Source organism: Sphingobacterium corticis, assembly GCF_042684745.1.
Lineage (GTDB): Bacteria > Bacteroidota > Bacteroidia > Sphingobacteriales > Sphingobacteriaceae > Sphingobacterium > Sphingobacterium corticis.
On record NZ_JBHUMA010000006.1, the window covers coordinates 723,927 to 747,885 of the forward strand.

The following is a 23,959-nucleotide window of genomic DNA, read 5'->3' on the forward strand; positions in this document are numbered from 1 at the left end:
GTTTTTTTCGAAATTGCATCATCGATTATCAAACTAATTACTCATTTTTACGGGATGTTTAAGCGTGTCAAAAATCAGGTTGTTCGTTGGGTTTTAATTTTAATCTACGCGATCATTATCATAACCTGTGCTATCCAATTAAATTTTCTTTGGCTTTTTGGCTATTCGCCAACGCAAAAGGATATTTTCCTGCCAACGCTTAACGTCAGTTCTGAATTGTACACAGCCGATTCGGTACTAATTGGTCGCTATTTCCGCGAAGACCGCGATCCCGTTCCATTTGATAGTATTTCGCCATCGATTCTAAATGCGCTAATTGCAACGGAGGATGTTCGCTTTTATAAACATAGTGGCGTGGATGCTATTGGTCTAGTTAGTAGTGTCGTATCTACATTGAAAGGAAGTGGGCGTGGAGGTAGTACGATAACACAACAGTTATCGAAAAACTTGTATAAAACGCGGTATCAGGAATCGCAAGGTTTGCTAGGAAGACTGCCGGGCTTGGGTATTCTAATCACGAAATATAAAGAATGGATGACGGCTTTCAAATTGGAAAGCCGCTATTCCAAAGAGGAAATTATCACCATGTATCTGAATACCGTTTCGTTTAGTAACAATGCGTACGGTATTAAATCAGCTTCATTGCGTTACTTCAATAAACAGCCTTCCCAAGTTGCTGATAAAGAAGCTGCCGTTCTAATTGGTATGTTAAAAGCAACGACTTTATACAATCCAATTCGAAATCCAAAAAATGCTTGGAAGCGTAGGAATGTCGTTTTAAGTCAGATGCTTAAAGAAGGATATCTTGACGATGCGAAATATCAGCAATTTTCGAAAGATTCTCTGGGACTAAATTTGAACTACACGGATGTTTCGGGTTCGAATGATTCTTATTTACGTAGTGCGGTAGAAAAATGGTTGGACAAATGGTCAAAAGAAAACGACGTAGATATTTACACCAGCGGTTTAAAAATCTATACGACGATTGATTCTCGTATGCAGCAGTTAGCGCAGGAAAACATGGTGCAGCAGATGCGGAATTTGCAACAACGGTTTGACAATATTTGGCGAGGAAAAGAGCCGTGGCGAGATAAAAGTGGCGAAGTAGTGCCTGAATTTCTCGAAAATCAAGCGCGTCAATTGCCGATCTATAAGTCGCTGATGGAGCGGCACAATAATAATGAAGCGGAAGTTTTCGAGGTGATGCGCAAAACCAAGGACATGGAAGTGTTTACTTGGGATGGCATGGAGAAGCAATCGCTTTCTACAATGGATTCTTTACAGCATTATTTGACCATGCTCAATATGGGAATGATGGCGATGAATCCATATTCCGGCGAAATTAAAGTTTGGATCGGAGGTATTGATCATCGTTTCTATAAATTCGATCACGTTAATCAATCTAAACGTCAAGCAGGCTCGACCTTTAAGCCTTTTGCTTATATGGCGGCGTTGGAATCGGGTATGTCGCCATGCGATAAATATGAGGATAAGCCGGTTCGCATTGAATTCGTGAACAACAAGAATGAGGACGAAGTTTGGGAACCGAAAAATGCCGATTGGAATTTTTCGCACCAACAGATGTCGCTTCGCTGGGCAATGGCTCGTTCATTAAACAGTGTAACCGCACAAATCACCAACGATATTGGTTGGGATAAGGTGGTGGAAATGGCTAAGAAACTGGGCATAACAAGTCCATTGGCGTCAGTACCTTCCGTTGGATTGGGGTCAAATGATGTTTCTGTTTTTGAAATGGTTCGCGCGTATGCGGCCTTTATGAATAAAGGAAAGCGTACCGAACCGATTCTTGTTTCTAAAATTGTGGATGCCAATAATAACGTGGTGGCTACATTTGAATCGGAACAAAAACAGGTTATTACGCCGGAAAATGCCTGGTTAATGAGTTATATGTTGCGCGGAACGATTGAGGAACCCGGAGGAACTTCCCAAGCGCTATGGGAATGGGATTTGTTCCAAAACGAAAATGAAATCGGTGGGAAAACCGGAACCTCGTCTGATTATGTGGATGCTTGGTATATGGGGGTCACCAAAGATTTAGTTGCCGGAGTTTGGGTAGGTTGCGATGAGCAAAGTATTCATTTTACGAGTTCAGCAAATGGGGAAGGCTCAAAAACAGCATTGCCAATTTACGCTTCCTTTATGGAGAAGCTTTACCAGCAACCTGAACTTGGTGTAACCTTCGGGAAGTTTCCCGAAGCGTCTGTGGAAATTAAGAAGTCATATCTTTGTCCAAGTCCGCGTATTCGGATTCAGCCGGATTCCTTAACGCTAGATATTGAAGAAGAGATGCCGGATTTTGAAAGCATCACCTTCCCGGATATTATTGAGCCTGATCTGACAGAACAAAATTAGTACCTATTAAATAGGTTGTCGCTTATATTATGAATGATTCTAAAAGTATGTTTAGTTATCGCTATCCTGTATTAGCATTGCTGTTTGCTTGCTTCTATTTGTTATTGCCGACCACGAGTACAGCGCAGTATTTTGGCCAGAACAAAATGAGGTATAAAAAGCTTGATTTCAAGGTGTATGATACGCCTCACTTCAATGTTTACTACTACCTAAATAACGATTCCATGATGCATTGGTTGGCCAAAGAATCGGAAGTTTGGTATGAAATGCATCAGCAGGTTTTCCAAGACACGTTCCTCCGTAAAAACCCAATTATCTTTTATAATAATCATCCCGATTTCCAGCAAACGACCGCAACGCCGGGCGAAGTTGGTGAAGGAACAGGTGGATTTACGGAAGCATATAAGCAGCGCGTGGTGATGCCGATTGCGCAATCAAATCATCAAACACGACATGTTCTTGGTCACGAATTGGTGCACGCTTTTCAATATCGCGTATTAATCGAAGGAAATGATAGCACACGTTTAGAAAATGTCGGCAATATTCCATTATGGATGATTGAGGGGATGGCGGAATATTTTTCCATCGGAAAAAAAGATGCCTTTACGTCGATGTGGATGCGTGATGCCTACGCGAGAAATGATTTTCCTTCGTTGAAGCAGATGACCGATCAATCATATCGTTATTTTCCATATCGGTATGGTCAATCTTTTTTAGCGTTCATCGGAGCGACGTATGGCGACACTGTGATTATGCCGATGTTTATCGAAACCGCAAAATACGGCTATGAAACCGGTATGAAACGCGTTTTTGGTTACGATGCGCAAACGATTTCTACGTTATGGAAAAACACGATGGAAAGCACGTATCGCGGCTTGGGTAAGGATACGACAACGCGCCCAATTGGTACACCGCTGTTGACACGATCGAATGCTGGGCGGATGAATGTGTCGCCTGCCATTTCTCCGGACGGAAAATATGTCGCTTTTTTATCTGAACTAGATTTATTTGGGATCGATCTCTTTTTGGCGGATGCCAAAACGGGGCAAGTACTTAAGAAGCTTGGAAGCAGGCAAACGAACAAAGATATCGATGCTTTTAGCTTTATAGAATCTGCTGGAGCGTTTTCGCCAGATAGTAAGAAATTTGCATTTAGCGTATTTAATCAAGGTAAAAACAAGCTGATGATTATTGACGTGGAAAAACGTCGGCAATTGGGTTTAGTGGAGATGGAAGGTGTGGCACAATTTACCAATATCTCGTGGGCGCCCGATGGCGAAACGCTCGCCTTTTCAGGCTTAAAGAATGGACAAAGCGATTTGTACACGTACAACCTTAACTCCAAGAAGCTTGATCAATTGATGGATGATTATTATTCGGATGTACAACCTAGCTTTTCTAGGGATGGCCGTTTCTTAGTTTTTGCAACGGATCGATTGGCGTTGCAAGGTGATAATCGTTCGGTAGATATTCCTATGAATCTAGCGATCTATGATTTAAAAGCACGCAAGCTAGAAAATTTAGATGTATTCGCAGGAGCGAACAACTTGAACCCACAGTTCTCGGCAGACGGATCACAGGTTTATTTCTTGTCGAACAGCGATGGCTTCCGAAATATGTACCGCGTCGTATTGTCATCTGGACAGGTGGAGCGATTAACGGATTATTTCACCGGAATTAGCGGTATCACGGAGTATTCGCCCGCGATGAGTATTTCCGCGCAGGATGAAATTGTTTATTCCTTTTTCAAAAACAACGAATATAGCGTTTACCGTGCTACCGCAGATGAATTCACGCCAGAAGTCGTTAATTCGCAAACGGTAGATTTCCAAGCTGCAATGCTTTTCCCAGATGCAGATCGAGGGATTAACATCGTTAATTACAATTTGCGAAATTTCAACGCTTACGGAAGAATCGGCGATTCACAAATTCAAAATATTGCGTATAATCCTCAATTTAAACTCGATCAGCTAAGCAATATGGGCATGATGGGAATGACGGTTGGAAATCGCTATGGTGCCGGTATGGCCGGCGGTGTTTTTGGTACTTTCTCTGATATTCTAGGCTACAATCAGATCGTTGGCGCATTAAATGTCAATGGAGAAATATACGATTTCGGTGGTCAGGTTGCATACATCAACAAACGTAGTCGTTGGAACTGGGGTTTTGCGGCTTCCCATATTCCTTTCCGTTATGGCTTTTCGAGTTACAACCGACAAGATCTTGGTCGCGGTGAGGAATGGGTAGAGAACACCTATTTGATGCGTCAATTTCAAACGCAGCTGGAAGGCTTTGTCGCTTATCCATTCAATCGCATTCACCGCTTCGAGATGGGAGCGGCTTATGCTCGCTATGGGTATCGTGCAGAGCATTGGCGCTACGGACAGTTTTCTGGCTTGGGTGATCGGCAAGCGATGAGCAATGAAGAAGCACAGCGTCTGGGACTTGGTAACTTAGATCCGTTTACGATGCCACAAGTGACTGCGGGATTCGTTGGAGATAACGCAGTGAATGGTGTTGCAGCGCCTTTGCAGGGATACCGATATAGAATGACTGTGGGTCAAAATTTGGGTGAACATAATTTTCAAATTTACAACATTGATTACCGTCATTACAAACGCTTGAAGCCAATTACATTGGCGGCGCGTGCATATTCATATATGCGGGTGGGTGAGGGTGAAAATCGTTTCCAAGGATTGTACATCGGTTACCCTTTCCTTATGCGCGGTTTCGAGCAAATTCGCGATCAATCCGGAAGGGCAACCTTTAATGATTTAGTGGGGTCTCGAATGGCCGTTGCAAACTTCGAAGTACGTTTGCCATTTACTGGACCAGAAGGATTGGCTTTGTTTAAATCCGGCTTACTGTGGTCCGACCTTAACTTGTTCTTCGATGCGGGCTTAGCTTGGAATAAGGGAAATACTTTAAAATGGTCAAAAACGGATGCTGACCGAAATCTGGTGACTGATCCAAATGGTCAAAGTTTTTACGAATATGATAGAAATGTGCGTGCTCCGCTATATAGTCTTGGCATTTCAATGCGGGTAAATCTGTTCGGCGCGATGATATTAGAACCTTATTATGCTATTCCTTTGATTAAAGGTCGTTCGGAATTTGGACACTTCGGATTAAACTTTGCTCCGGGTTGGTAGTCTAAAAATCAAATAGTTAATGTATAGGGTTGTTAAGGTCGCCGTTTTGCACTTCATGTGTTGACGGCGACTTTTTTGCAAATACGGGTTTCTTATATTTTATCCATTCAGGATAAATAGCAAGATAAGTATCGCTATGATTTGTAGCGCTAGCGACACGACAGCCCGCATAGGCGGGGATTTTCTGAAAATTTTGTTGTAGAAATAGAACACGTATTAATTTTGTTCGAAATTAGCTGTTCATCTCTTTTAGTCATTACGGTTTCCCGTATGGAATATCGAAAAATGCGTTTTCAAGGTAGGAAGTTTGCTGTCTGCCACACCAATAGCATCGTAACCGTTCCATACAAATCCCAAAATCTTATGTACGTTCAGCCTCTAAAAATTATTTTTTAAGCGTCTATTTTCCTAGATTAGAAATCAGTAAGCGCTATTTTGTTAAGAGGTATTGTATGGTCGCCAAGAACAATTCCTCTACTATTTGTTTAGTAAATATTAAACGACAATAATTGCAAATTATGCTTCAAACTTTCGAATCGTCTGGTAATAATGTCATAGTGCCATCTTATCATAGGCAGAATATTAACATTGGTATAGTGCACATCGGCGTGGGTAATTTTCATCGCGCACATCAGCAGTATTATACCAATCTTTTGTTAAACGATGCTGATCAGCACCATTGGGGAATTTGTGGTGTAGCTTTGCTCCCCGGCGATGAAAAGTTGGTGCGCAATCTCAAAAGCCAAAAAGGTACGTATACGTTGACAGTTTGTGGGCGGGATGGTCGAAATGAAGTACATCAGATTAATTCGCTTGTCGAGGTACTGTGGGCCATGGAAGATTCGGAAGCGATATTGGAAAAAATAGCTGCTGCGGAAACGAAGATTATTACGCTGACTATCACAGAGGGCGGCTACAACTTGGATAATTTAACAGGAGAATTTCAAATTGACGACCTAGCGGTGGCAGCTGATATCAAAAGTGTTAACGCTCCTAAAACGGTATTTGGTTATGTTGCCGAAGGTCTGCGAAGAAGAATGCACAGCGGAGTTGGCGGAATAACCATTCTTTCATGCGATAACCTGCAACATAATGGTGATACAGCAAAGCGCGCATTTACGCAATTTTTTGAGGAGCAGGACAAGGAATTGTCGGTTTGGGCAAAAGAAAATGTGACATTCCCAAATAGCATGGTCGACCGAATCACGCCAGCAACTAGGGTAGAAGATATCGTTCGGTTGAACGAGAAAAACGCTACGGATGATATAGTGCCCGTCTATTGTGAGGATTTTATTCAATGGGTGGTAGAAGATGATTTCGCGGCAGGAAGACCAGCTTGGGAGCGTATAGGTGTGGAGTTTACGGATGATGTGACAAGTTTTGAGCACATGAAATTAAGTTTACTAAACGCTTCACACTCGCTGTTATCGTATCCCGCATTTCTATCGGGTTTCCGGAAAGTTGACGAAGCCATGCACGATCCCGAAATCCATCGTTTTGTTCAAAGTTTTATGGATAAAGATATTACACCTTATGTTCCCGCTCCGCCGAATACCGATTTGAGCGCATATAAAACTATCTTGCTTGAACGATTCGCAAATAGCACTGTGAGCGATCAAGTAAGCCGACTATGTTTTGATGGCATGTCGAAGTTTCCAATTTATCTTATGCCAAATCTTATCGAGATGTTATCCGGAGAAAATGATTTCTCGCGAATCGCATTCGGTTTGGCCTCATATCGACATTATTTGAAATATAAAAAGGACGATAATGGCGAAGCATATGATATCGCTGAACCTTGGTTGACTGTAAATGACTTACCTTTTATCGAATCGGAAGATCCGTTGCAGTTCTTGCAATTTAAACCATTCGCAGGAGCCGGGTTAGCAAACAACAAAAAGTTTGCAGATCAATTCGTACATTATTGTGAATCAATTAAGGAACATGGTGTGTATGCTGTTTTAAAATCGATGAATTAGTGCGAAGATTAGGATGAAAGCGCAAAGAAATATTTGGCCGTACGCCATCGTTACATTTATTTATTTTATCGTTGGATTCTTAACGACAGTAAATGAGCAGCTGCAAGCGCCTTTGAAGGTAACCTTCCTCTCCGAAGCCGGGAATTATAAAAATACCTTAACAACCTCGATATCCTTCTTTTTCTTTTTGGGATATTTAATAAACAGCACATTAGGTAGTAGATGGGTAAATCGTGTAGGTTACAAAACGACGATTATTCGTGGTTTGCTCTTTATCATCAGCGGATTAGCGATGTACTTGTTGTCGACCTGGATTGGTCATAATTATTCGGACAATGCAATTCGGTTTTCAGATGTGGTATTGCCTTATGGGTTTATTGTTTTCGTTACAGGGTCTTTCCTAATGGGAACCTCAGCAGCAGTAATCCAGGTCGTCGTAAATCCTTACGTGGCTTCCTACGATTTGAAGGGAACGAATGATGTTCAACGATTGAATATCACTACGGGAATTAATTCCATCGGTACAACCAGTGCGCCTTTCTTCGTGACATTGGTTATGTTCAGTGGAACATCTATCGAAAATATTCAATTACAACAACTGCTTAATCCGATAACGGCATTAATGTTATGTATTTTAATAGTCATAATCTTTACAATAAAATTGCCCATTCCAGATATTGCTAACACGCGCTTAACGACAGATAGCGTCAAATTGCCTCGAAGCGTTTGGTCATTCCGACATTTTGCATTAGGCGTGGTGGCGATCTTTTTCTATGTTGGAACGGAAGTCGCCATTGGCGCGAATCTAAATTTGTATGCATTCGAATTGATGGAATCGGGCAATCCTGTAAGCTTTTTCGGGAAAACGGAATTGATTATTGCCGGCAAGGATTTAGGAATTCATGCTTTGCTTTCTACCTTGTATTGGGGCGGTTTTTTAGTAGGGCGAATAGCGTCAAGTTTATTAAAGGATGTTTCAGCACGAAGCCAATTAATTGTTACAACCACTTTAGCCGCTAGCTTCGTACTTATCGCCATGATAAGCGATAATATTTGGTTTTTAGTGGCGATTGGTTTGCTTCATTCTTCCATGTGGAGTTGTATCTATTCCTTGTCTATAAAGGGATTAAAGCAATACACCTCCAAAGCTTCGGGTGTTTTTGTTTCCGCGGTTTTCGGAGGTGCTGTATTTACTTTGCTACAAGGTGCTTTAGCGGACAGTTTAGGTGGTTGGCGCTGGACGTGGATAATTTCGTTGATGTGCGAGTTAGTAATTTTGGGTTATGCTTTCGCAGGATCTAAAAGGCGTGGCACTGATATTATCGGGTAATTCTCAGTATAAGAACCACTAAGAAGTAAAGATCGTTTGGTAGTTGCAATAGCAAATAGTACTTCGCAATTTTTGGTACGGGTATTGAATGCTGATGATGGCAATCGGATCGAGTATTATTTTAGTTCGGTATCATGCTAAACATTTAACCCAAAGAATAGAAAACAGTATATGACTTTTTTAGCAATTCATGCTTTAACCTTTCCGGTTGAAGATCCTATTATCAAATTCCTGATTGAATTGGTTATTATTTTGTTCATTCCAATTTTATTGAATAAGATAAAAGTGCCGCATTTGCTAGGTTTGATCATTGCTGGTGCATTGGTCGGCCCGAATGGATTTAACGTGTTGGAACGAGATAGTAGTGTCGTCGTGATCGGAACGACAGGTTTGCTTTATATCATGTTTTTGGCAGGACTGGAAATCGATATGGGCGATTTCAAAAAGAATAAATGGAAAAGCCTAACATTCTCCATATACACCTTCGCCATTCCTTTTATTTTAGGGATGATTGGCGGATATTATGTACTTAATTTTTCATTATTAACAACGTTAGTTTTTGCTAGTTTATTTTCGTCTCACACATTGATTGCTTATCCGATGGTGAGTAGTTTAGGTGTCTCAAAGAAAATATCAGTCAATATAACGGTTGGCGGCACGATGATTACTGACGTGCTTTCCTTATTAGTATTGGCAGTTGTCGTCGGAATGACGCAAGGTGAGGTTGGTACGGCGTTTTGGTTGAAGTTAACCGTTTCCATGTTCTTGTTTTCGGGAGTTGTACTATTTGTATTTCCGATCATTGCGCGTTGGTTCTTCAAAACCATTCAGGATAAAATTTCGCAATATATTTTTGTTGTCGTGATCATATATCTAGGCGCACTATTAGCTGAACTAGCAGGTATAGAGGCTATTATCGGCGCATTCTTTGCGGGTTTAGCATTAAATCGCCTCATTCCACATACATCTGCGCTTATGAACCGCGTGGAATTTGTAGGCAATGCTTTGTTCATACCATTTTTTCTGATCAGTGTGGGCATGTTAATCGACGTTCGAGCTTTCGTCAGTAGTTGGGAAACACTGGGTGTTGCAGCTGTGATGTTGGTTGCTTCGATAGTTGGGAAGTGGGCTGCAGCTCGACTTACACAAAAAACTTTTAAGTTTACCTCCGATGAAGGCAAGCTTATATTCGGCTTAAGTTCGGCTTCCGCGGCTGCAACATTGGCAGCCGTTTTGGTCGGATACAATATTATTATCGGAGAAACGATAGCCGGTGAACCCATTCGATTGCTCAACGAGCACGTGCTTAACGGAAGCATCTTGCTGATTCTGATATCATGTACGATTTCATCCTTTATCTCCATGTCGAGCGCGCAACGTTTGGCCGAAGCGGAGAACGAAAATACCGTTTCCGAGAGTGATGGGCACGGGGAAAAAATACTCATGCCGATCAATAACGAGGAGATGACGCAAAAGATGGTCAATCTTGGTCTACTTATCAAGGCAAAAACGAATACCGAAGGTATTTACGTGATGAACATCATCAATGAGGAAACGAATGAATCTTCATTAAAAAATGCTGAAAGAATTCTAGACAACGCCGTAAAAATGGGTGCCGGTGCAGATACAACCATTACACCAATTAAGCGTTATGATAGTTCAGTAGTTTCTGGAATTAATAATGTGATCAAAGAGAATGAAGTCACCGACTTAATTCTCGGTTTACAGAAAGAACGGGGATTTACGCCATCTTTTATTTACAACTTGTACAATGGATACCTAAAGAACGAACACATAAATCTGATTCTATATCACGCAATTCAGCCTTTATCCACGGTCAAGAATTATCGCGTGTTAATTCCACCTCATGCCGATCGAGAACCTGGTTTCTTTTACGCTTTGCTAAGAATTTGGAATATTGCAAAGAATTCAGGCGCTACGATGCACTTTCATGCCACCGAACGTATGATTTCGCTATTGAAACGCATAGTAAGTAAGTCGAACATCGAAGCTGATTTTTCAGCCATCATGAATTGGGATGAAGCGCAAGAGCGTGCCGACAATCTGGATCGGGATGAAGGGTTAATCATCATCATGGCCGATAGAAACCTTTTCAGTTATTCATCACAAATGCACTCCGTTCCTGATTATTTAAACAAGCAAACCGTAGATAACAATTACATATTAATTTACCCATTTGCCAAAGAGCGAAGCGCTGTTGTGGAATCTCGTTCGGTAAATAATGCTGACGATTTCGCCGCTATCGGTAAAATGATTTCTAAGGTTTTTAAATAAGGATGTTTACGCGCGACATATCTGATTTGTTTACCAGCGTACGGTAGTAATCGTAAAATATAAAATGAAATATCTTTTTATATCCGTGGCCTCGAGTAACGTTCCAGAGGATATATCATTAAATCCTTAAAATTTAACTTCAGAAGTAATAACCCAGATTAATATTAAAACGACTTTGTCGTTTAGCATTTGGATCACCCAAACTAAAATCATTCACAAAGTTGCCGCCGAACCAAGAATGGTTTAAGCCGGTTGCATAATCGATATACGTTATGATAGGTCCAATATTAGTACGTACGCCCGTCACTTGCATATATGAATTTTCAAAAGATTTGACGTGTTTCTGCATATATCCGAAATCGTGATACACTACCAGAGCTTGCATCGGCTTCCAATTCACGGAGAAATTCTTAGCCAGGCCAACCGTATAAACATGGAAGTTTGTCGCCGTTTCATAAGCAGAACCATAAGCACCAAGTTCCATAACTTGGTTTGAAGTTCCCGCGGCATTCATTGGATTATGTATAGCGTGAATGAAACTAGCTTTTAAATTCCATGTGCTGTAGTCTACTTGGTATGCTAACGATGCCGCGTAATGGTTGCCCATTTTCTTTGTGTCGATATTGTAAAGCCCGCCCAACTGACCGGAAAGTCCAATTTGTTGTTGTATCGCTCCGGTAGTTTTATAAACGACATTGGCATTCACCTGATTTACTTTTTTATTACGCCCCACGATATCGTACGCAAATCTACTTTGTGACAATTCCGTATCGCCACCTAAATCCAGTGTCTCCGCATTTTTTATAAATGCGAAATCATAATCCCAACGTTCCTTTTGGCGGCTATAGCGTACGCCCATATCATAGTTATCTTCCAATCCGAGGTAATAGCCAATGTTATAGAACCAACTATTTCCCGTAACCGGTTGTAAACCAAACGGAACAGAAACCAAACCTACATGAAGCTGTTCACCATCTTTAAATTCGTATCCAATCCATCCATGTTTTAAGAAGCCTCCGCCGAAAGAACTCGAATATTGACGGTACTCTGCATCTAGTGTGAAATTTCCATAAGATGCTGTAGGATTTATTCTAAAAACGTCATAAGCAATCGTACCACCCTGATTTTTCTGATCTTGATCCCATGTGGAATACACATAGTTAAATCTTAATCCCCCATGAAGTTTAAATGCTAAACTGTCTTGAGCATGGCATTGAAAGGTATAAATAGCCGCTAACAAAAAAATGAGAAATAGCCTATAGCGTGGTTTGTGATCAATCATAAATACTTTCGGGAGATAGAGAAGGATATCTTTTAACGATAACATTTAAAATAAAAATACTATTAAGGTTGCGCTTTAGTTTCGGATTTACGTATTTATACTTGAAAACCTGTATCGATTAAACAACATTTCTTGGTTGCTGTTTTGAATAAAACAACAGATACAACTATGAGAAAGAAAAATGTACTTTTAGGCTTTTTAGTTGCAGGCGTTTTAGCGCTTTCGGCTTGTAATAATCATCCCCGCGAAGAAGCGGAAGAGCCGAGACAGCCAGTAGATCGCGAGATGTCACCCATGGAGGAGCCTGGATCGACTACAGATACTGCTCATCGCGATACTATGCCCACAGCAGATACATTAAATACCAAAAGGCCAGCGCAACCGAATTTTTAGGTTTGCATTTTCATACACGATTTACATAACTCCATGGATCAATTAAAATAAACGTAATTGATTCATGGAGTTCTTACTTTTAAAATGTGCTTTGGAAAGAACAACCGGCTCTTTGTTCAGCCCATATTTTGTCGTGTACAATAGGAATTGTTGCTTAATGATTTGCGCAACGTGTCCAGAACCTGCCATTCTTTCTCCGAAATTACTATTGTTCAATCGTCCGTCGTGACACGAAGCAATACTGTGTAAGATTTTATCTGCACGATCAGGATAAGCTTTCCGAACCCAATCCGTAAATATATCCGCGATTTGTCCATTTAGCCGAACTATGGTGTAACCAGCATTTTTGGCGCCATGATCCGCTGCAGCGGATAGAACATCGGAAATCTCGTGATCCGTCAATCCCGGAATTATTGGTGCACACATTATTCCGGTTGGAATTCCAGCTTCTGTCAAGGTTGCTAACGTGCGCAATCTCTCTCTTGCGGTGGCCGTTCTAGGCTCCAGTTTTAAACGAGTTTCTTCGGATAGTGAATTGATGGATAAATACACAACACACAAATTTCGTTTTGCCAATGATTGAAGAATATCTATATCCCTACGTACTAAGCTGTTCTTCGTGATAATACTTATCGGTTGTCCATAGCATTCTGCTATCTCTAAAATTCTACGCGTGAGCTGGTATTTTCTTTCAAGTGGTTGATAACAATCCGTATTTCCCGATAATGAAATCGTTGAAGCGTCCCAAGATCGTTTTAAGATATGCGCTTCAAATAATTGTGGTGCATTTTCTTTAACAAGAATTTTGCTTTCGAAATCTGATCCAGCATTATATCCCCAATATTCATGCGAATTTCTTGCATAACAATAAACGCATCCATGTTCACAACCTTGATATGGATTCGCCGAATACAACATGCCTACATCTGGACTTGCCACTGTATTTACCAGCGTTTTTGGATGAACCGTCGTTGTGGTTGTTTTCAACGTATCCTGTTCCCAGCAATCAATTCCTTCAGAATGGTATGTCGCATACTCATTGGAAGAAAATCGATTGTGCGGATTACATTGCGCGCCGCGACCTTTGATAATTTGATTCATAATGCAAAATTACAAATCAAAAATACTAAAAATATTAGTTTTTTAACAATTCGCTTTGAAGATATTTGTGAATTTCTATCTGCGAACGACATGCCGGTGATTCGTTCTCTACATAGTTATTTTCCAAAGAATTATCTAAGTGGCGCGCCTTTACATTGTCTTGGAGCTGAATAGTCAGCATGTCTTTTAATTGCGATCGAATCTTGCTATCGTTTATTCGAACAGCGGCTTCGATACGATGATCCAAATTTCTTGTCATCCAATCTGCCGAAGAAATATAGATATCTTCGTTTCCTCCATTATGGAAATACATGACGCGTGCGTGTTCCAAATATTCGTCAACTATGCTAATTCCACGTATAGCTTGTTTAAACTTTTTTTGATTCATCGCGCAGTAAATTCCACGCACGATCATATCGATCTCTACACCGATTTCGGCTGCATCGTACAACTTTTTAATCAGATCCTTGTCGGAAAGTGAATTGACTTTTATAATCATATGTCCGCGACGTCCAGCTTGCACCTCCGCAATCTCGCGATCTATGTGTGCAACTAATTTTTCTCGCATGGTGGTGGGGCAGACTAATAAATGTTTGCATTTAGCTAACCACGCACCGGTATCTGCTTTAGGCTTTTGCAATGCGGCGAAAATCCGGTTGATATCAGCCATGACGTGGCGATCGCTTGTCATCAGACAGTAATCTCCATACAACGCCGCAGTTTTCTCGTTGATATTTCCGGTACTAACAAATCCGTATTGAATGGTTTTAGCTTCTGCACGTTTCTTGATAATACATAACTTTGCATGCACTTTTTTGTTGGGAACGCCCAAAAGGACTTGGATGCCCTCCATCTCAAAACGTTCTTTCCATTCCAAATTATGTTCCTCATCAAATCGTGCTCGAAGTTCCATCATTACGGTTACTTTTTTACCATTTCTAGAAGCATTTATCAATGCATTAGCAATTTTGGAATTGGTGGCCATACGATAGATGGTTATCTGCATCGATACAACGTCGGGATCCATAGCGGCTTCTCGTAATAGATCAATAATTGGATCGAAGGTGTGGTATGGGAAGGATAGGAGAACATCTTGTTTAGTGATAACATCGGTTATTCGCTTTCCTTCGTCAAAGGCAGGATGATCAAACGCCGTACGCTCTGCCGGCTTTTTATAGGCTTTGAAAACGTTTGGAAAATCCATAAAATGTTTAAAATTATGAATCTTCTGTCCAGGAATAATACTATCTTTTTTACTTAAATTCAGTTTTTTAATAAGGAATTCCACTAAGTTGGTATCCATATTTTTGTCGAATACAAACCGAGTAGGCTTTCCCTTTCTACGGTTTTTGACCCCTTTCGTAATTTTCTCTACTAAAGTGGTATTCACATCGTTGTCAATATCGAAATCTGCATCTTTGGTAATTTTAAATGCGTGTGCATAAAACTCGTCAAAACCAAAGTAGGAGAATATATGTGGAAGGTTAACCTTGATTACATCCTCTAACAATACAACATGTTTCTCGTGCTTCTTTCCTGAAGGAACGATCAGAAAACGCCCTACGATACGTGTAGGCAATTCGATAATAGCAAATTTAGTTTCATACTGCCACTGCGATTTTCTCATTGCGATCCCTAGGTACAAACTTTTGTCGCGTAGATAGGGCATCGGGCGGATATCGTCCAACAGAAGCGGAATCACATTGCTTTCTACATTTTCTTTGTAGTAATCTTTCACAAATGCAATTTGATCCTCGGTCAATTCATCCGCAGAGCGAATAAAGACCAATTGCTTCGCCATTTCTTTCTGTACATTCTTCCAAATCTGATCAAACTTTTTTTGTTGTTTGATCACGATACTGTGTACGTCCTCCAATATGATGGATGGGTCTTCAAAAAATGATGCGTTTGCACCCTTATCTTTAATTTCTGTTGCTCTTTTTAACCCAGCCACGCGTACTCGGAAAAATTCGTCCAAATTGTTGGAGAAAATCCCAAGAAACTTGATACGCATAGGTAATGGTACGCTCTCGTCAGCTGCTTCCTGCAAAACGCGCCCATTGAAGCTCAACCAACTAATATCTCTCGGATTATATTTTTTCGGCATGTATTAACGTCTATTCCTCAAAATTAGTTTTTGCATATTGTGATAGTGTTAAGTATGTGTTAATTCCATTTTTTGACATCGGATACCAGTTTGAGTGCTATTTGAAGTGATAGCGGTTCTGGCTTTCCTGATATCGAAGGACTTATTTTCTTAACGAATGGATGGTGGAAACCATGGTTGGCCATCCTCAAAAACAGGAATTTTCTATTTTTCATGACTTTAAGGCTTATAATAGAATAGAAGAATTTATCTTCATCAAAAACTCTTATCAATATACCGCAAAGCATTGTAAAATGTTCTATCAAATGTAAAATTTGTGTGAAGTTTAGACCGATTAATCGGATTAGCAACGGACTTATTCACTAATAGTGTACAATAAACACTATATTTGGAATTCGATATGATCGCACGAATTATACACATCATAACGTTTCTGAGCTTTCTAAATATGCTCACCTTCGACAAAAGCCGGCATATGGAAATGCTTTTTGGTCAGGATGAGATAGTGACCGATACGCTGATGGAGTATATTTTGGAGGATTTTATGGACATCGATGGCAACCCAATTGCCGATCCAGAGGATCCAGATATTATTTATGAAGACTACCGTGACATCACGATGTCGTTAAGCTTCATTCTTCCTATTTTCCTTTTCCTAGCCAGAGATCTTTTTATCAATATTGAACGATTCCTAAAGTTCGATCATCCAAACTACGATTCTAAGATGTGTTCCGAACCCGGATATTACACATTTTTATATCGCCTTCGCCCTTTCTAAGTTCTTTCCAGATTCTTCTTTTATTATTGTCCAGCAAACAATTGGACGATCTATGTACTTTTTAGTTTTTACAATAAATATTTTATGAGAAATAGCATTTTTGCTTGTGCGATAAGTATTGCTGCACTCGCTTTAGGCGCATGTACCGCATCAAGCAACGATAATGAAAATAGTAATACCGAAACCAAGAAAGCTGGACGCTCCATTCCTGTTGTGGACTTGGTGGAGATGGATACAACAGTTTATAAGCAATACATTGCAGATATACAGGCATTTAGAAATGTAGAGTTACGCTCCCGTTTAACTGGTTTTTTAGAATCTATCCATGTGGACGAGGGAGCACAAGTTCGAAAAGGGCAAGTGCTATTTCGTTTGAATTCGGAAGAATATAAAGCCGAGTTGGCGAAAGCAAAAGCACTACGCAGCAGCGCGCAGGCCGACGCCAAGAAGATTGAGTTGGAAATGGAGCGGACGAAGAAATTAGTGGAAAAGAATATCGTCAGCGAAACAGAATATGAACTGTTAGAAGTGCAGTTACGCGCTGCCAACGCTAAGATAGAAGAGGCTTCTGCTATGGTTCAACAGGCACAAACGCAATTATCGTTTGTAGAAATCCGTGCTCCATTCGACGGTCGGATTAACCGGGTACTGTTGAAGGAAGGTTCATTACTAAATGAAGGAAGTTTGTTGACAACGATTTCCGATCTAAGTCAAGTGAACGTATATTTTGATATTTCAGAGTCTGAATATTTAAACTTGGCCAGAGATTCTAACTTCAACAGAAACAATTACCGTAAAGAAGTACAGCTTTTATTGGCAAATGGCGACCGCTACCCAAGTAAAGGTATCGCGGAAATTGTAGAGAGCGAATTCGAGTCACAAACAGGTTCCATTTCGCTCCGCGCACGTTTCCCTAATCAGCGTTTGTTGCTAAGTCACGGCGCATCCGGAAAGATTGCTGTCCCATTAGCAACCGGAAACCTGCTGTTCATCCACCAGAAATGTGTATTAGAGATTCAAGACAAAGTTTATGCTTACGTACTGCAGGACGATAATACCATTAAAATGACACCATTTAACGCTGGTCAACGCGTAGGACACTTTTATGTCGTCAATAGCGGTCTAGATAGGGGTGACAAAGTGGTTTACGAAGGAGTACAAAGTTTGCGTGATGGCATGACTATCAATCCGAAAGACGCAGTATTTAAAGTAAAAGACTAGTAAGATTTTAGGATGTTTGAAAGTTTCATAAGACGACCAGTGCTATCACTGGTCATATCAATATTTATTAGTTTGCTGGGCATTTTGTCCATCTTAACTATCCCGATTACTCAATTCCCCGACATTGTTCCGCCATCTGTTGTGGTAAAAGCAAATTATACCGGAGCAAATGCAGAAGTAAGTACGAATGCCGTAGCGATACCAATAGAACGTGCTATCAATGGCGTTGCGGGAATGACCTATATGAGTTCGGTATCGACCAATAATGGATCGACGGTTATCCAAGTTTTCTTTAAAGTAGGAATGGATCCCGACATCGCCGCTGTAAACGTGCAGAACCGTGTGACCACCGTGTTGGATGAGTTGCCGGAGGAGGTAATCAAGGCGGGGGTAACCACCGAAAAGGAGGTAAACAGTATGTTGATGTACCTCAATATTTTCACAGAAGACGAAACGGCAGATGAGCGATTTATCTACAACTTCACGGATATCAATATTCTGAAAGAATTGAAACGTATTGAGGGAGTCGGTTTCGCCGAGATTATGGGGATGCGCGATTACGCGATGCGTATTTGGGTAGATCCCGCTCGTTTGGCTTCCTATTCGATTTCTACAGAAGAAGTTATTGAGTCGTTGCGCCGACAAAATATTGAAGCCGCGCCAGGACAAACGGGTATCAGTTCTGATAAGATGACCAATATGCAGCAATATGTATTGCGTTATCCTGGAAAATTCTCTGAGCCCGACGAATATGAAAATATTCCAATCCGCGCGAATGCAGACGGAACAATTATTCGCGTACGCGATGTAGCGCAGGTAGAGTTCGGATCCTTTGAATACGAAATGTCGTCTAAAACGGATGGACGCCCATCCGCCTCTATCATGATGAAGCAGTTGCCGGGATCCAATGCGCAAGAAGTAATCAAGCGCGTAAAAGATAAAATGGCGGAATTGAAGGAAACATCATTCCCGTCCGGGATGACGTACACCATGGGATATGATGTATCCCGTTTCTTAGACGCATCCATTAGCAGCGTTTTAAAAACATTAGTCGAGGCGTTTATCTTGGTTTTTATCGTCATCTTCATCTTTTTGCAGAATTTCCGAGCTACGATTATTCCCGTATTCGCTGTTCCAGTTTGTTTAGTTGGAGCCATCTTTTTCATCAATATGATGGGATTCTCCATCAACTTGCTTACGCTTTTTGCATTAGTTTTGGCTATCGGTATTGTGGTGGATGATGCTATTGTCGTCGTGGAAGCGGTATACGCAAAGATGGAGGAGGAGCATCTGCAACCGATGGAAGCAACGATTGCTGCCATGAATGATGTAGGTAAAGCAATTATTGCGATCACGCTTGTGATGTCGGCGGTATTTGTCCCCGTTGCATTTTTAGATGGTCCAGTTGGAATCTTTTATCGACAATTCTCCTTGACACTAGCTTCTGCAATCGTGATTTCTGGAGTAAACGCATTAACGTTGACGCCAGCATTATGTGCGATTATTTTGCGTTCGCCTCATGATGAGAAAGAACAAAAAGGTTGGTTAGCCAAATTCTTCAAAGCATTCAACCGCGTTTACGATCGTGTTGCAGGCCGCTATAAAAATCTGCTAATTAAAATCAGCGGACGTCGTATCGTGACGTTGGGCATGCTGGTTGTATTCTTCATTGCAGCTTACGGAACCGGAGCTATTTTGCCGGGTGGATTTATTCCTACGGAAGACCAAGGTATGATCTATGCCGCCGTCACAACACCTCCGGGCGCTACAGTAGATAGAACGGAAAAGGTGTTGGATGAGATTGATGCAATTGCCCGCGATATGCAGGAAGTTGAAACGGTTTCGACGCTCGCTGGATATAGTATTATTACCGAAGTATCTGGTGCATCCTACGGAATGGGCATGATCAACCTGACCGATTGGTCGGATCGATCCAAAACCGTGGACGATGTCATGAAGGAGCTTTACGCAAAAACAGATCATATTACCGATGGGTTAATCGAATTCTTTCCTCCACCGACCGTGCCGGGATTTGGTAATGCGGCTGGTTTTGAATTGCGTTTGCTAGATCGTAGTGGAAACGATGATTTGCAAGGTACGGCAGATGTATTGGGTAAATTCATTTCTGACATGAATAATCATCCTGCCGTAGAGGCCGCAAGTTCGACTTACGATGTAAACTTTCCGCAATACATGTTGGAAATAGATTATGATTTGGCTGCTAAAAAAGGAATTTCAGTCGAAAACTCCATGACGACCTTGCAAACTTTGATGGGAAGTTTTTATGCAACCAATTTCATCCGTTACGGACAGATGTACAAAGTGATGGTTCAGGCAGATGCATTTTCGCGTTCACGACCAGAAGACGTCTTGCGTATGCACGTAAAAACAAAGGATGGCGATATGGTGCCTTACTCTTCATTCATTCGTATGAAGCGCGTGTACGGACCTGAACAGATTACCCGTTATAATATGTTTAACTCTGCTATGGTAACCGGACAAGCTGCTCCAGGATTTAGCTCTGGGCAAGCTATTGAAGTAATTGAAGCATTAGCAGCGGAATTACCGCAAGGCTATTCGATTGAATGGTCGGGTATGACGCGTGAAGAGAAAATTTCCGGAAATCAAGCCGCGTATGTATTCTTGCTTTGTTTGATCTTCGTATATCTATTACTATCAGCCCAATATGAAAGCTTCTTGCTTCCTTTACCCGTCATTCTTTGTTTGCCGGCCGGATTATTTGGTGCATTCCTGCTTCTGAATGTGATGGGATTGGAAAACAATATTTATGCGCAAGTTGCATTGGTCATGTTGATCGGTTTGCTCGGCAAGAATGCCATCTTGATTGTGGAGTATGCGGTATTGAAGCGACAATCTGGAGCGTCTATTTTAGATGCAACCATTGAAGGTGCTGTGGCTCGTTTACGTCCAATTTTAATGACATCCTTCGCATTTGTGGCTGGTTTAATTCCGTTGATGTTGGCAAGCGGAGCAGGAGCCTTGGGTAACCGAAGCATTGGTACCGCGTCCGTCGGCGGTATGGTTGTGGGTACTTTGCTTGGTGTGATTATTATTCCTGGATTGGTCGTCATATTTTCGAGAGATCCAAAAAAGAAGAAGAAAATCGCTGATGCCGGTAAGGTGGTTGGTTTGTTCCTTTTCTTTGGCTTTTTTATCGCGTCATGTACTGTTCCGAAGAAAACGACAAAGCCGGAAGAAATGGCAACACCGGCTTCGTTTAATGAAGCGAATATTGATTCGGCAGAAAACGTAGCGCGTTTACCTTGGCGTTCAGTATTTAAGGACGAGTTATTGGTATCCTTAATTGATACCGCATTAGTAAACAATCGCGATTTACAGCAAGCATTACGCCGATTGGAATCTGCACAAGCGTATTTCAAACAGCGTAAGGCTGCTTTGCTACCACAATTAGAAGCGGCTGCAGAAGCGGGTTTGACGAAATATGGTCATTATACGGAAGAAGGGATCGGTAATTACGATTCCAACTTTTCTGAAAATCTCACCGATAAGGAAAAGATTCCTGATCCCGCGATTCCAGATTATTTTGTCGGATTGCGTTCGTCATGGGAATTGGATTTATGGGGAAAACTAAGAAATCGTCGAGAAGCTGCGTTTCAAACTATTTTAGCAGAGAACGAAGCTCGTCGTTTAATAGAAACCGAATTGGTATCCAGCATTGCAGAAACGTATTACGAATTAATGGCGCTAGATCGTAAGGTGCAGGTGTACGACGAGAACATAAAATTGCATGAGGATGTATTGGAACTTATTCAAATCCAAAAGGATGCCGGAAAGGCCAATGAATTAGGCGTGCAACAATTCAAAGCATTGCTTTCCAACACAAAGGCAAATCGCGAATTAGTTCGTCAGGAAATCATCATGTGGGAACATCACATTAATTCGTTGATGGGACGTTTTTATCAACCAATCGCTCGTACTATTCAAGAGAAAACTACTTGGCCGCTGTTTGATACATTACAGGTAGGTACACCGGATGAGTTGGTGAATAATCGTCCAGACATCCGCTCGGCATATTTCAGCATGCTTTCTGGAGCGAACGAACAGGAAGCCGCACGTTTAAGCTTTTTGCCTTCTGTTGCCGTTAGTCCTTATTTAGGATTACAAAGTTTTCATCTAGATCAACTATTCAATTTAGATCGCTCTGTTACCTATGGTATTTTAGGAAGCATTACTGCACCGATTCTAAATCAACGTAATTTGCAAGCGCAGTATGCGATGATGAAAGCGAATTATGGCGTTGCTTTTCTAGAATATGAAAAACGCGTATTGAATGCATTCAACGAAGTTTCTAATATCATTCAAACGCAGGAAGCCATTGAAACTAGAGCATTACATGTTACAGAGAATGTGGATGCTTTAAATGCATCCATCGACGCGGCAAACGAATTGTTCTTTGCAGGTCGCGTTACTTACTTGGATATTTTTACCGCACAAAAAGAAGCCGTGGATGCGCAAATCAATGCGGTTTCAGTAATGAAAGAAAGAGCTATTAATCAGATATTGCTTTATAAAGCACTGGGAGGCGGATGGCGATAATCTAGTAACCTGATACTACCTTTTGGGTCAAACGGATGCTATCGAAAACGGCGGATTCATTTTGAATCCGCCGTTACTATTTTAAAGCTTTTGATAATAGGAATAGCTATTAATCGACTAACTTACCTAATGCTTCTTTAATGCGACGCAATGCTTCGCGCAAGCTGTCATCAGAAGCTGCGTACGATAAGCGGATGTAGTTATTGTTTCCAAAAGAATCTCCACCAACCGTTGCTACGTGACCGACATTCAACAAATAAAGCGCTAAGTCAGCCGAATCTTTAATCACGTTGCCATCGGCATCTTTCTTTCCGAAAAATGAGCTGATTTCTGGGAAGAAATAGAAAGCACCTTCAGGGAGATTGGTTTTTACGCCCGGAATATCTTGCAGCAAATCGTACACCAATTGACGACGGCGTGCGAAAGCTTCTTTCATCTCATTCACGCTGTCCAAACCTTGCTCATAAGCAACGATGCCGGCACGCTGAGCAATTGAACATGTTCCCGAAGTAGTTTGTCCTTGCAATTTATCATTCGCTGCCGCAATCTCTTTGCTCGCTGCAATATATCCTAAACGCCATCCAGTCATTGCGAATGCCTTCGAGAAACCATTTACAATAATCACGCGATCTTTGATGCTATCAAATTGTGCAATCGATGCGTGCGCAGTTCCGAAGTTGATATGCTCATAAATTTCATCGGAAATGATGAAAATATTTGGATGCTTTTCAAACACTTTCGCTAAAGCTGCTAATTCCGCTTCGCTATATACAGATCCAGTAGGATTACATGGCGACGAAAACATAAATAATTTCGTTTTCGGTGTAATAGCGGCTTCCAATTGCTTTGGAGTGATTTTAAAATCAGATTCAATTTCTGTGTTGATGAAAACTGATTTTCCTTCCGCCAAAGTTACCATCTCGGAATACGAAACCCAATATGGCGTAGGAATTACGACCTCATCTCCCGGATTAATTAAGGTCAATATGACGTTAGAAAGGGATTGCTTTGCTCCCGTAGAAACCACGATCTGCGAGATGTCGTAATCCAAATTATTCTCCTTCTTCAGCTTATCAACAATTGCTTGACGCAAATCAGGATATCCGGGTACCGGAGAATAGCGTGTGAAGTTCTCGTCCAACGCTTGCTTTGCAGCCTGCTTGACATGCTCCGGCGTATTGAAGTCCGGCTCGCCTACACTTAAACTGATTACGTTAATTCCTTTAGAAGCTAATTCACGACCTAATTTGGTCATTTTCAAAGTTGCTGACTCAGATAAATTGTTTATCCTGTCCGATAGAAATGAAGTTGTACTCATGGTAACACAAATATATTACATAGTTTGCACTATATCGCTGACTTACTTACAA

General features: G+C 41.2%; 13 protein-coding genes. 9 read left to right on the plus strand and 4 right to left on the minus strand.

The window, feature by feature from the left end:
- Positions 1-54 precede the first annotated feature (54 nt).
- From ACFSQ3_RS09100 to ACFSQ3_RS09120, 5 genes are all read left to right on the plus strand, one after another.
- Positions 55-2,373 carry a transglycosylase domain-containing protein gene (locus tag ACFSQ3_RS09100; RefSeq protein WP_380869228.1) on the plus strand — a complete coding sequence of 773 codons (2,319 nt, stop codon included), beginning with the start codon at positions 55-57 and terminating at the stop codon, positions 2,371-2,373.
- A gap of 29 nt (positions 2,374-2,402) precedes the next feature.
- Positions 2,403-5,525, plus strand: a complete 3,123-nt coding sequence (locus ACFSQ3_RS09105; RefSeq protein ID WP_380869229.1) for a basic secretory protein-like protein — start codon at positions 2,403-2,405, stop codon at positions 5,523-5,525.
- Positions 5,526-6,043: 518 nt separating this feature from the next.
- Positions 6,044-7,504 (plus strand): mannitol dehydrogenase family protein, encoded by a 1,461-nt coding sequence (locus tag ACFSQ3_RS09110; protein WP_380869230.1) that lies wholly within the window; start codon positions 6,044-6,046, stop codon positions 7,502-7,504.
- A 13-nt stretch (positions 7,505-7,517) separates the two neighbouring features.
- Positions 7,518-8,834: an MFS transporter gene (locus ACFSQ3_RS09115; protein WP_380869231.1), complete on the plus strand. Its 1,317-nt coding sequence runs from the start codon at positions 7,518-7,520 to the stop codon at positions 8,832-8,834.
- Positions 8,835-9,005: 171 nt separating this feature from the next.
- Positions 9,006-11,129, plus strand: coding sequence for a cation:proton antiporter (locus tag ACFSQ3_RS09120; RefSeq protein WP_380869232.1), 2,124 nt, complete (start codon positions 9,006-9,008; stop codon positions 11,127-11,129).
- Positions 11,130-11,268: 139 nt separating this feature from the next.
- On the opposite strand, the gene ACFSQ3_RS09125 is transcribed toward ACFSQ3_RS09120, so the two are convergent.
- Positions 11,269-12,285: a hypothetical protein gene (locus tag ACFSQ3_RS09125; RefSeq protein WP_380869233.1), complete on the minus strand. Its 1,017-nt coding sequence runs from the start codon at positions 12,283-12,285 to the stop codon at positions 11,269-11,271.
- A gap of 294 nt (positions 12,286-12,579) precedes the next feature.
- On the opposite strand from ACFSQ3_RS09125, the gene ACFSQ3_RS09130 reads away from it, so the two are divergent.
- The gene (locus ACFSQ3_RS09130) at positions 12,580-12,804 is read left to right on the plus strand and encodes a hypothetical protein (RefSeq protein ID WP_380869234.1); all 225 of its coding nucleotides are present in this window, start codon (positions 12,580-12,582) and stop codon (positions 12,802-12,804) included.
- A 42-nt stretch (positions 12,805-12,846) separates the two neighbouring features.
- On the opposite strand, the gene ACFSQ3_RS09135 is transcribed toward ACFSQ3_RS09130, so the two are convergent.
- Together ACFSQ3_RS09135 and ppk1 are read right to left on the minus strand one after the other, a co-directional pair.
- Positions 12,847-13,905 (minus strand): PA0069 family radical SAM protein, encoded by a 1,059-nt coding sequence (locus ACFSQ3_RS09135; protein WP_380869235.1) that lies wholly within the window; start codon positions 13,903-13,905, stop codon positions 12,847-12,849.
- A 34-nt stretch (positions 13,906-13,939) separates the two neighbouring features.
- Entirely contained in the window at positions 13,940-16,012 is a 2,073-nt protein-coding gene (gene ppk1, locus ACFSQ3_RS09140) for a polyphosphate kinase 1 (RefSeq protein ID WP_380869236.1), read from the minus strand.
- A 475-nt stretch (positions 16,013-16,487) separates the two neighbouring features.
- On the opposite strand from ppk1, the gene ACFSQ3_RS09145 reads away from it, so the two are divergent.
- The 3 genes from ACFSQ3_RS09145 (at position 16,488) to ACFSQ3_RS09155 (ending at position 22,589) form a co-directional block, all read left to right on the plus strand.
- The gene (locus ACFSQ3_RS09145; RefSeq protein ID WP_380869237.1) at positions 16,488-16,790 is read left to right on the plus strand and encodes a hypothetical protein; all 303 of its coding nucleotides are present in this window, start codon (positions 16,488-16,490) and stop codon (positions 16,788-16,790) included.
- Between the two features lie 84 nt (positions 16,791-16,874).
- The gene (locus tag ACFSQ3_RS09150) at positions 16,875-18,011 is read left to right on the plus strand and encodes an efflux RND transporter periplasmic adaptor subunit (RefSeq protein WP_380869238.1); all 1,137 of its coding nucleotides are present in this window, start codon (positions 16,875-16,877) and stop codon (positions 18,009-18,011) included.
- Between the two features lie 12 nt (positions 18,012-18,023).
- A complete protein-coding gene (locus ACFSQ3_RS09155) occupies positions 18,024-22,589 on the plus strand; it encodes an efflux RND transporter permease subunit (RefSeq protein WP_380869239.1) in 4,566 nt (1,521 codons plus the stop codon).
- 109 nt (positions 22,590-22,698) lie between these two features.
- On the opposite strand, the gene ACFSQ3_RS09160 is transcribed toward ACFSQ3_RS09155, so the two are convergent.
- Positions 22,699-23,907, minus strand: a complete 1,209-nt coding sequence (locus ACFSQ3_RS09160) for a pyridoxal phosphate-dependent aminotransferase (protein ID WP_380869240.1) — start codon at positions 23,905-23,907, stop codon at positions 22,699-22,701.
- Positions 23,908-23,959: the final 52 nt, after the last annotated feature.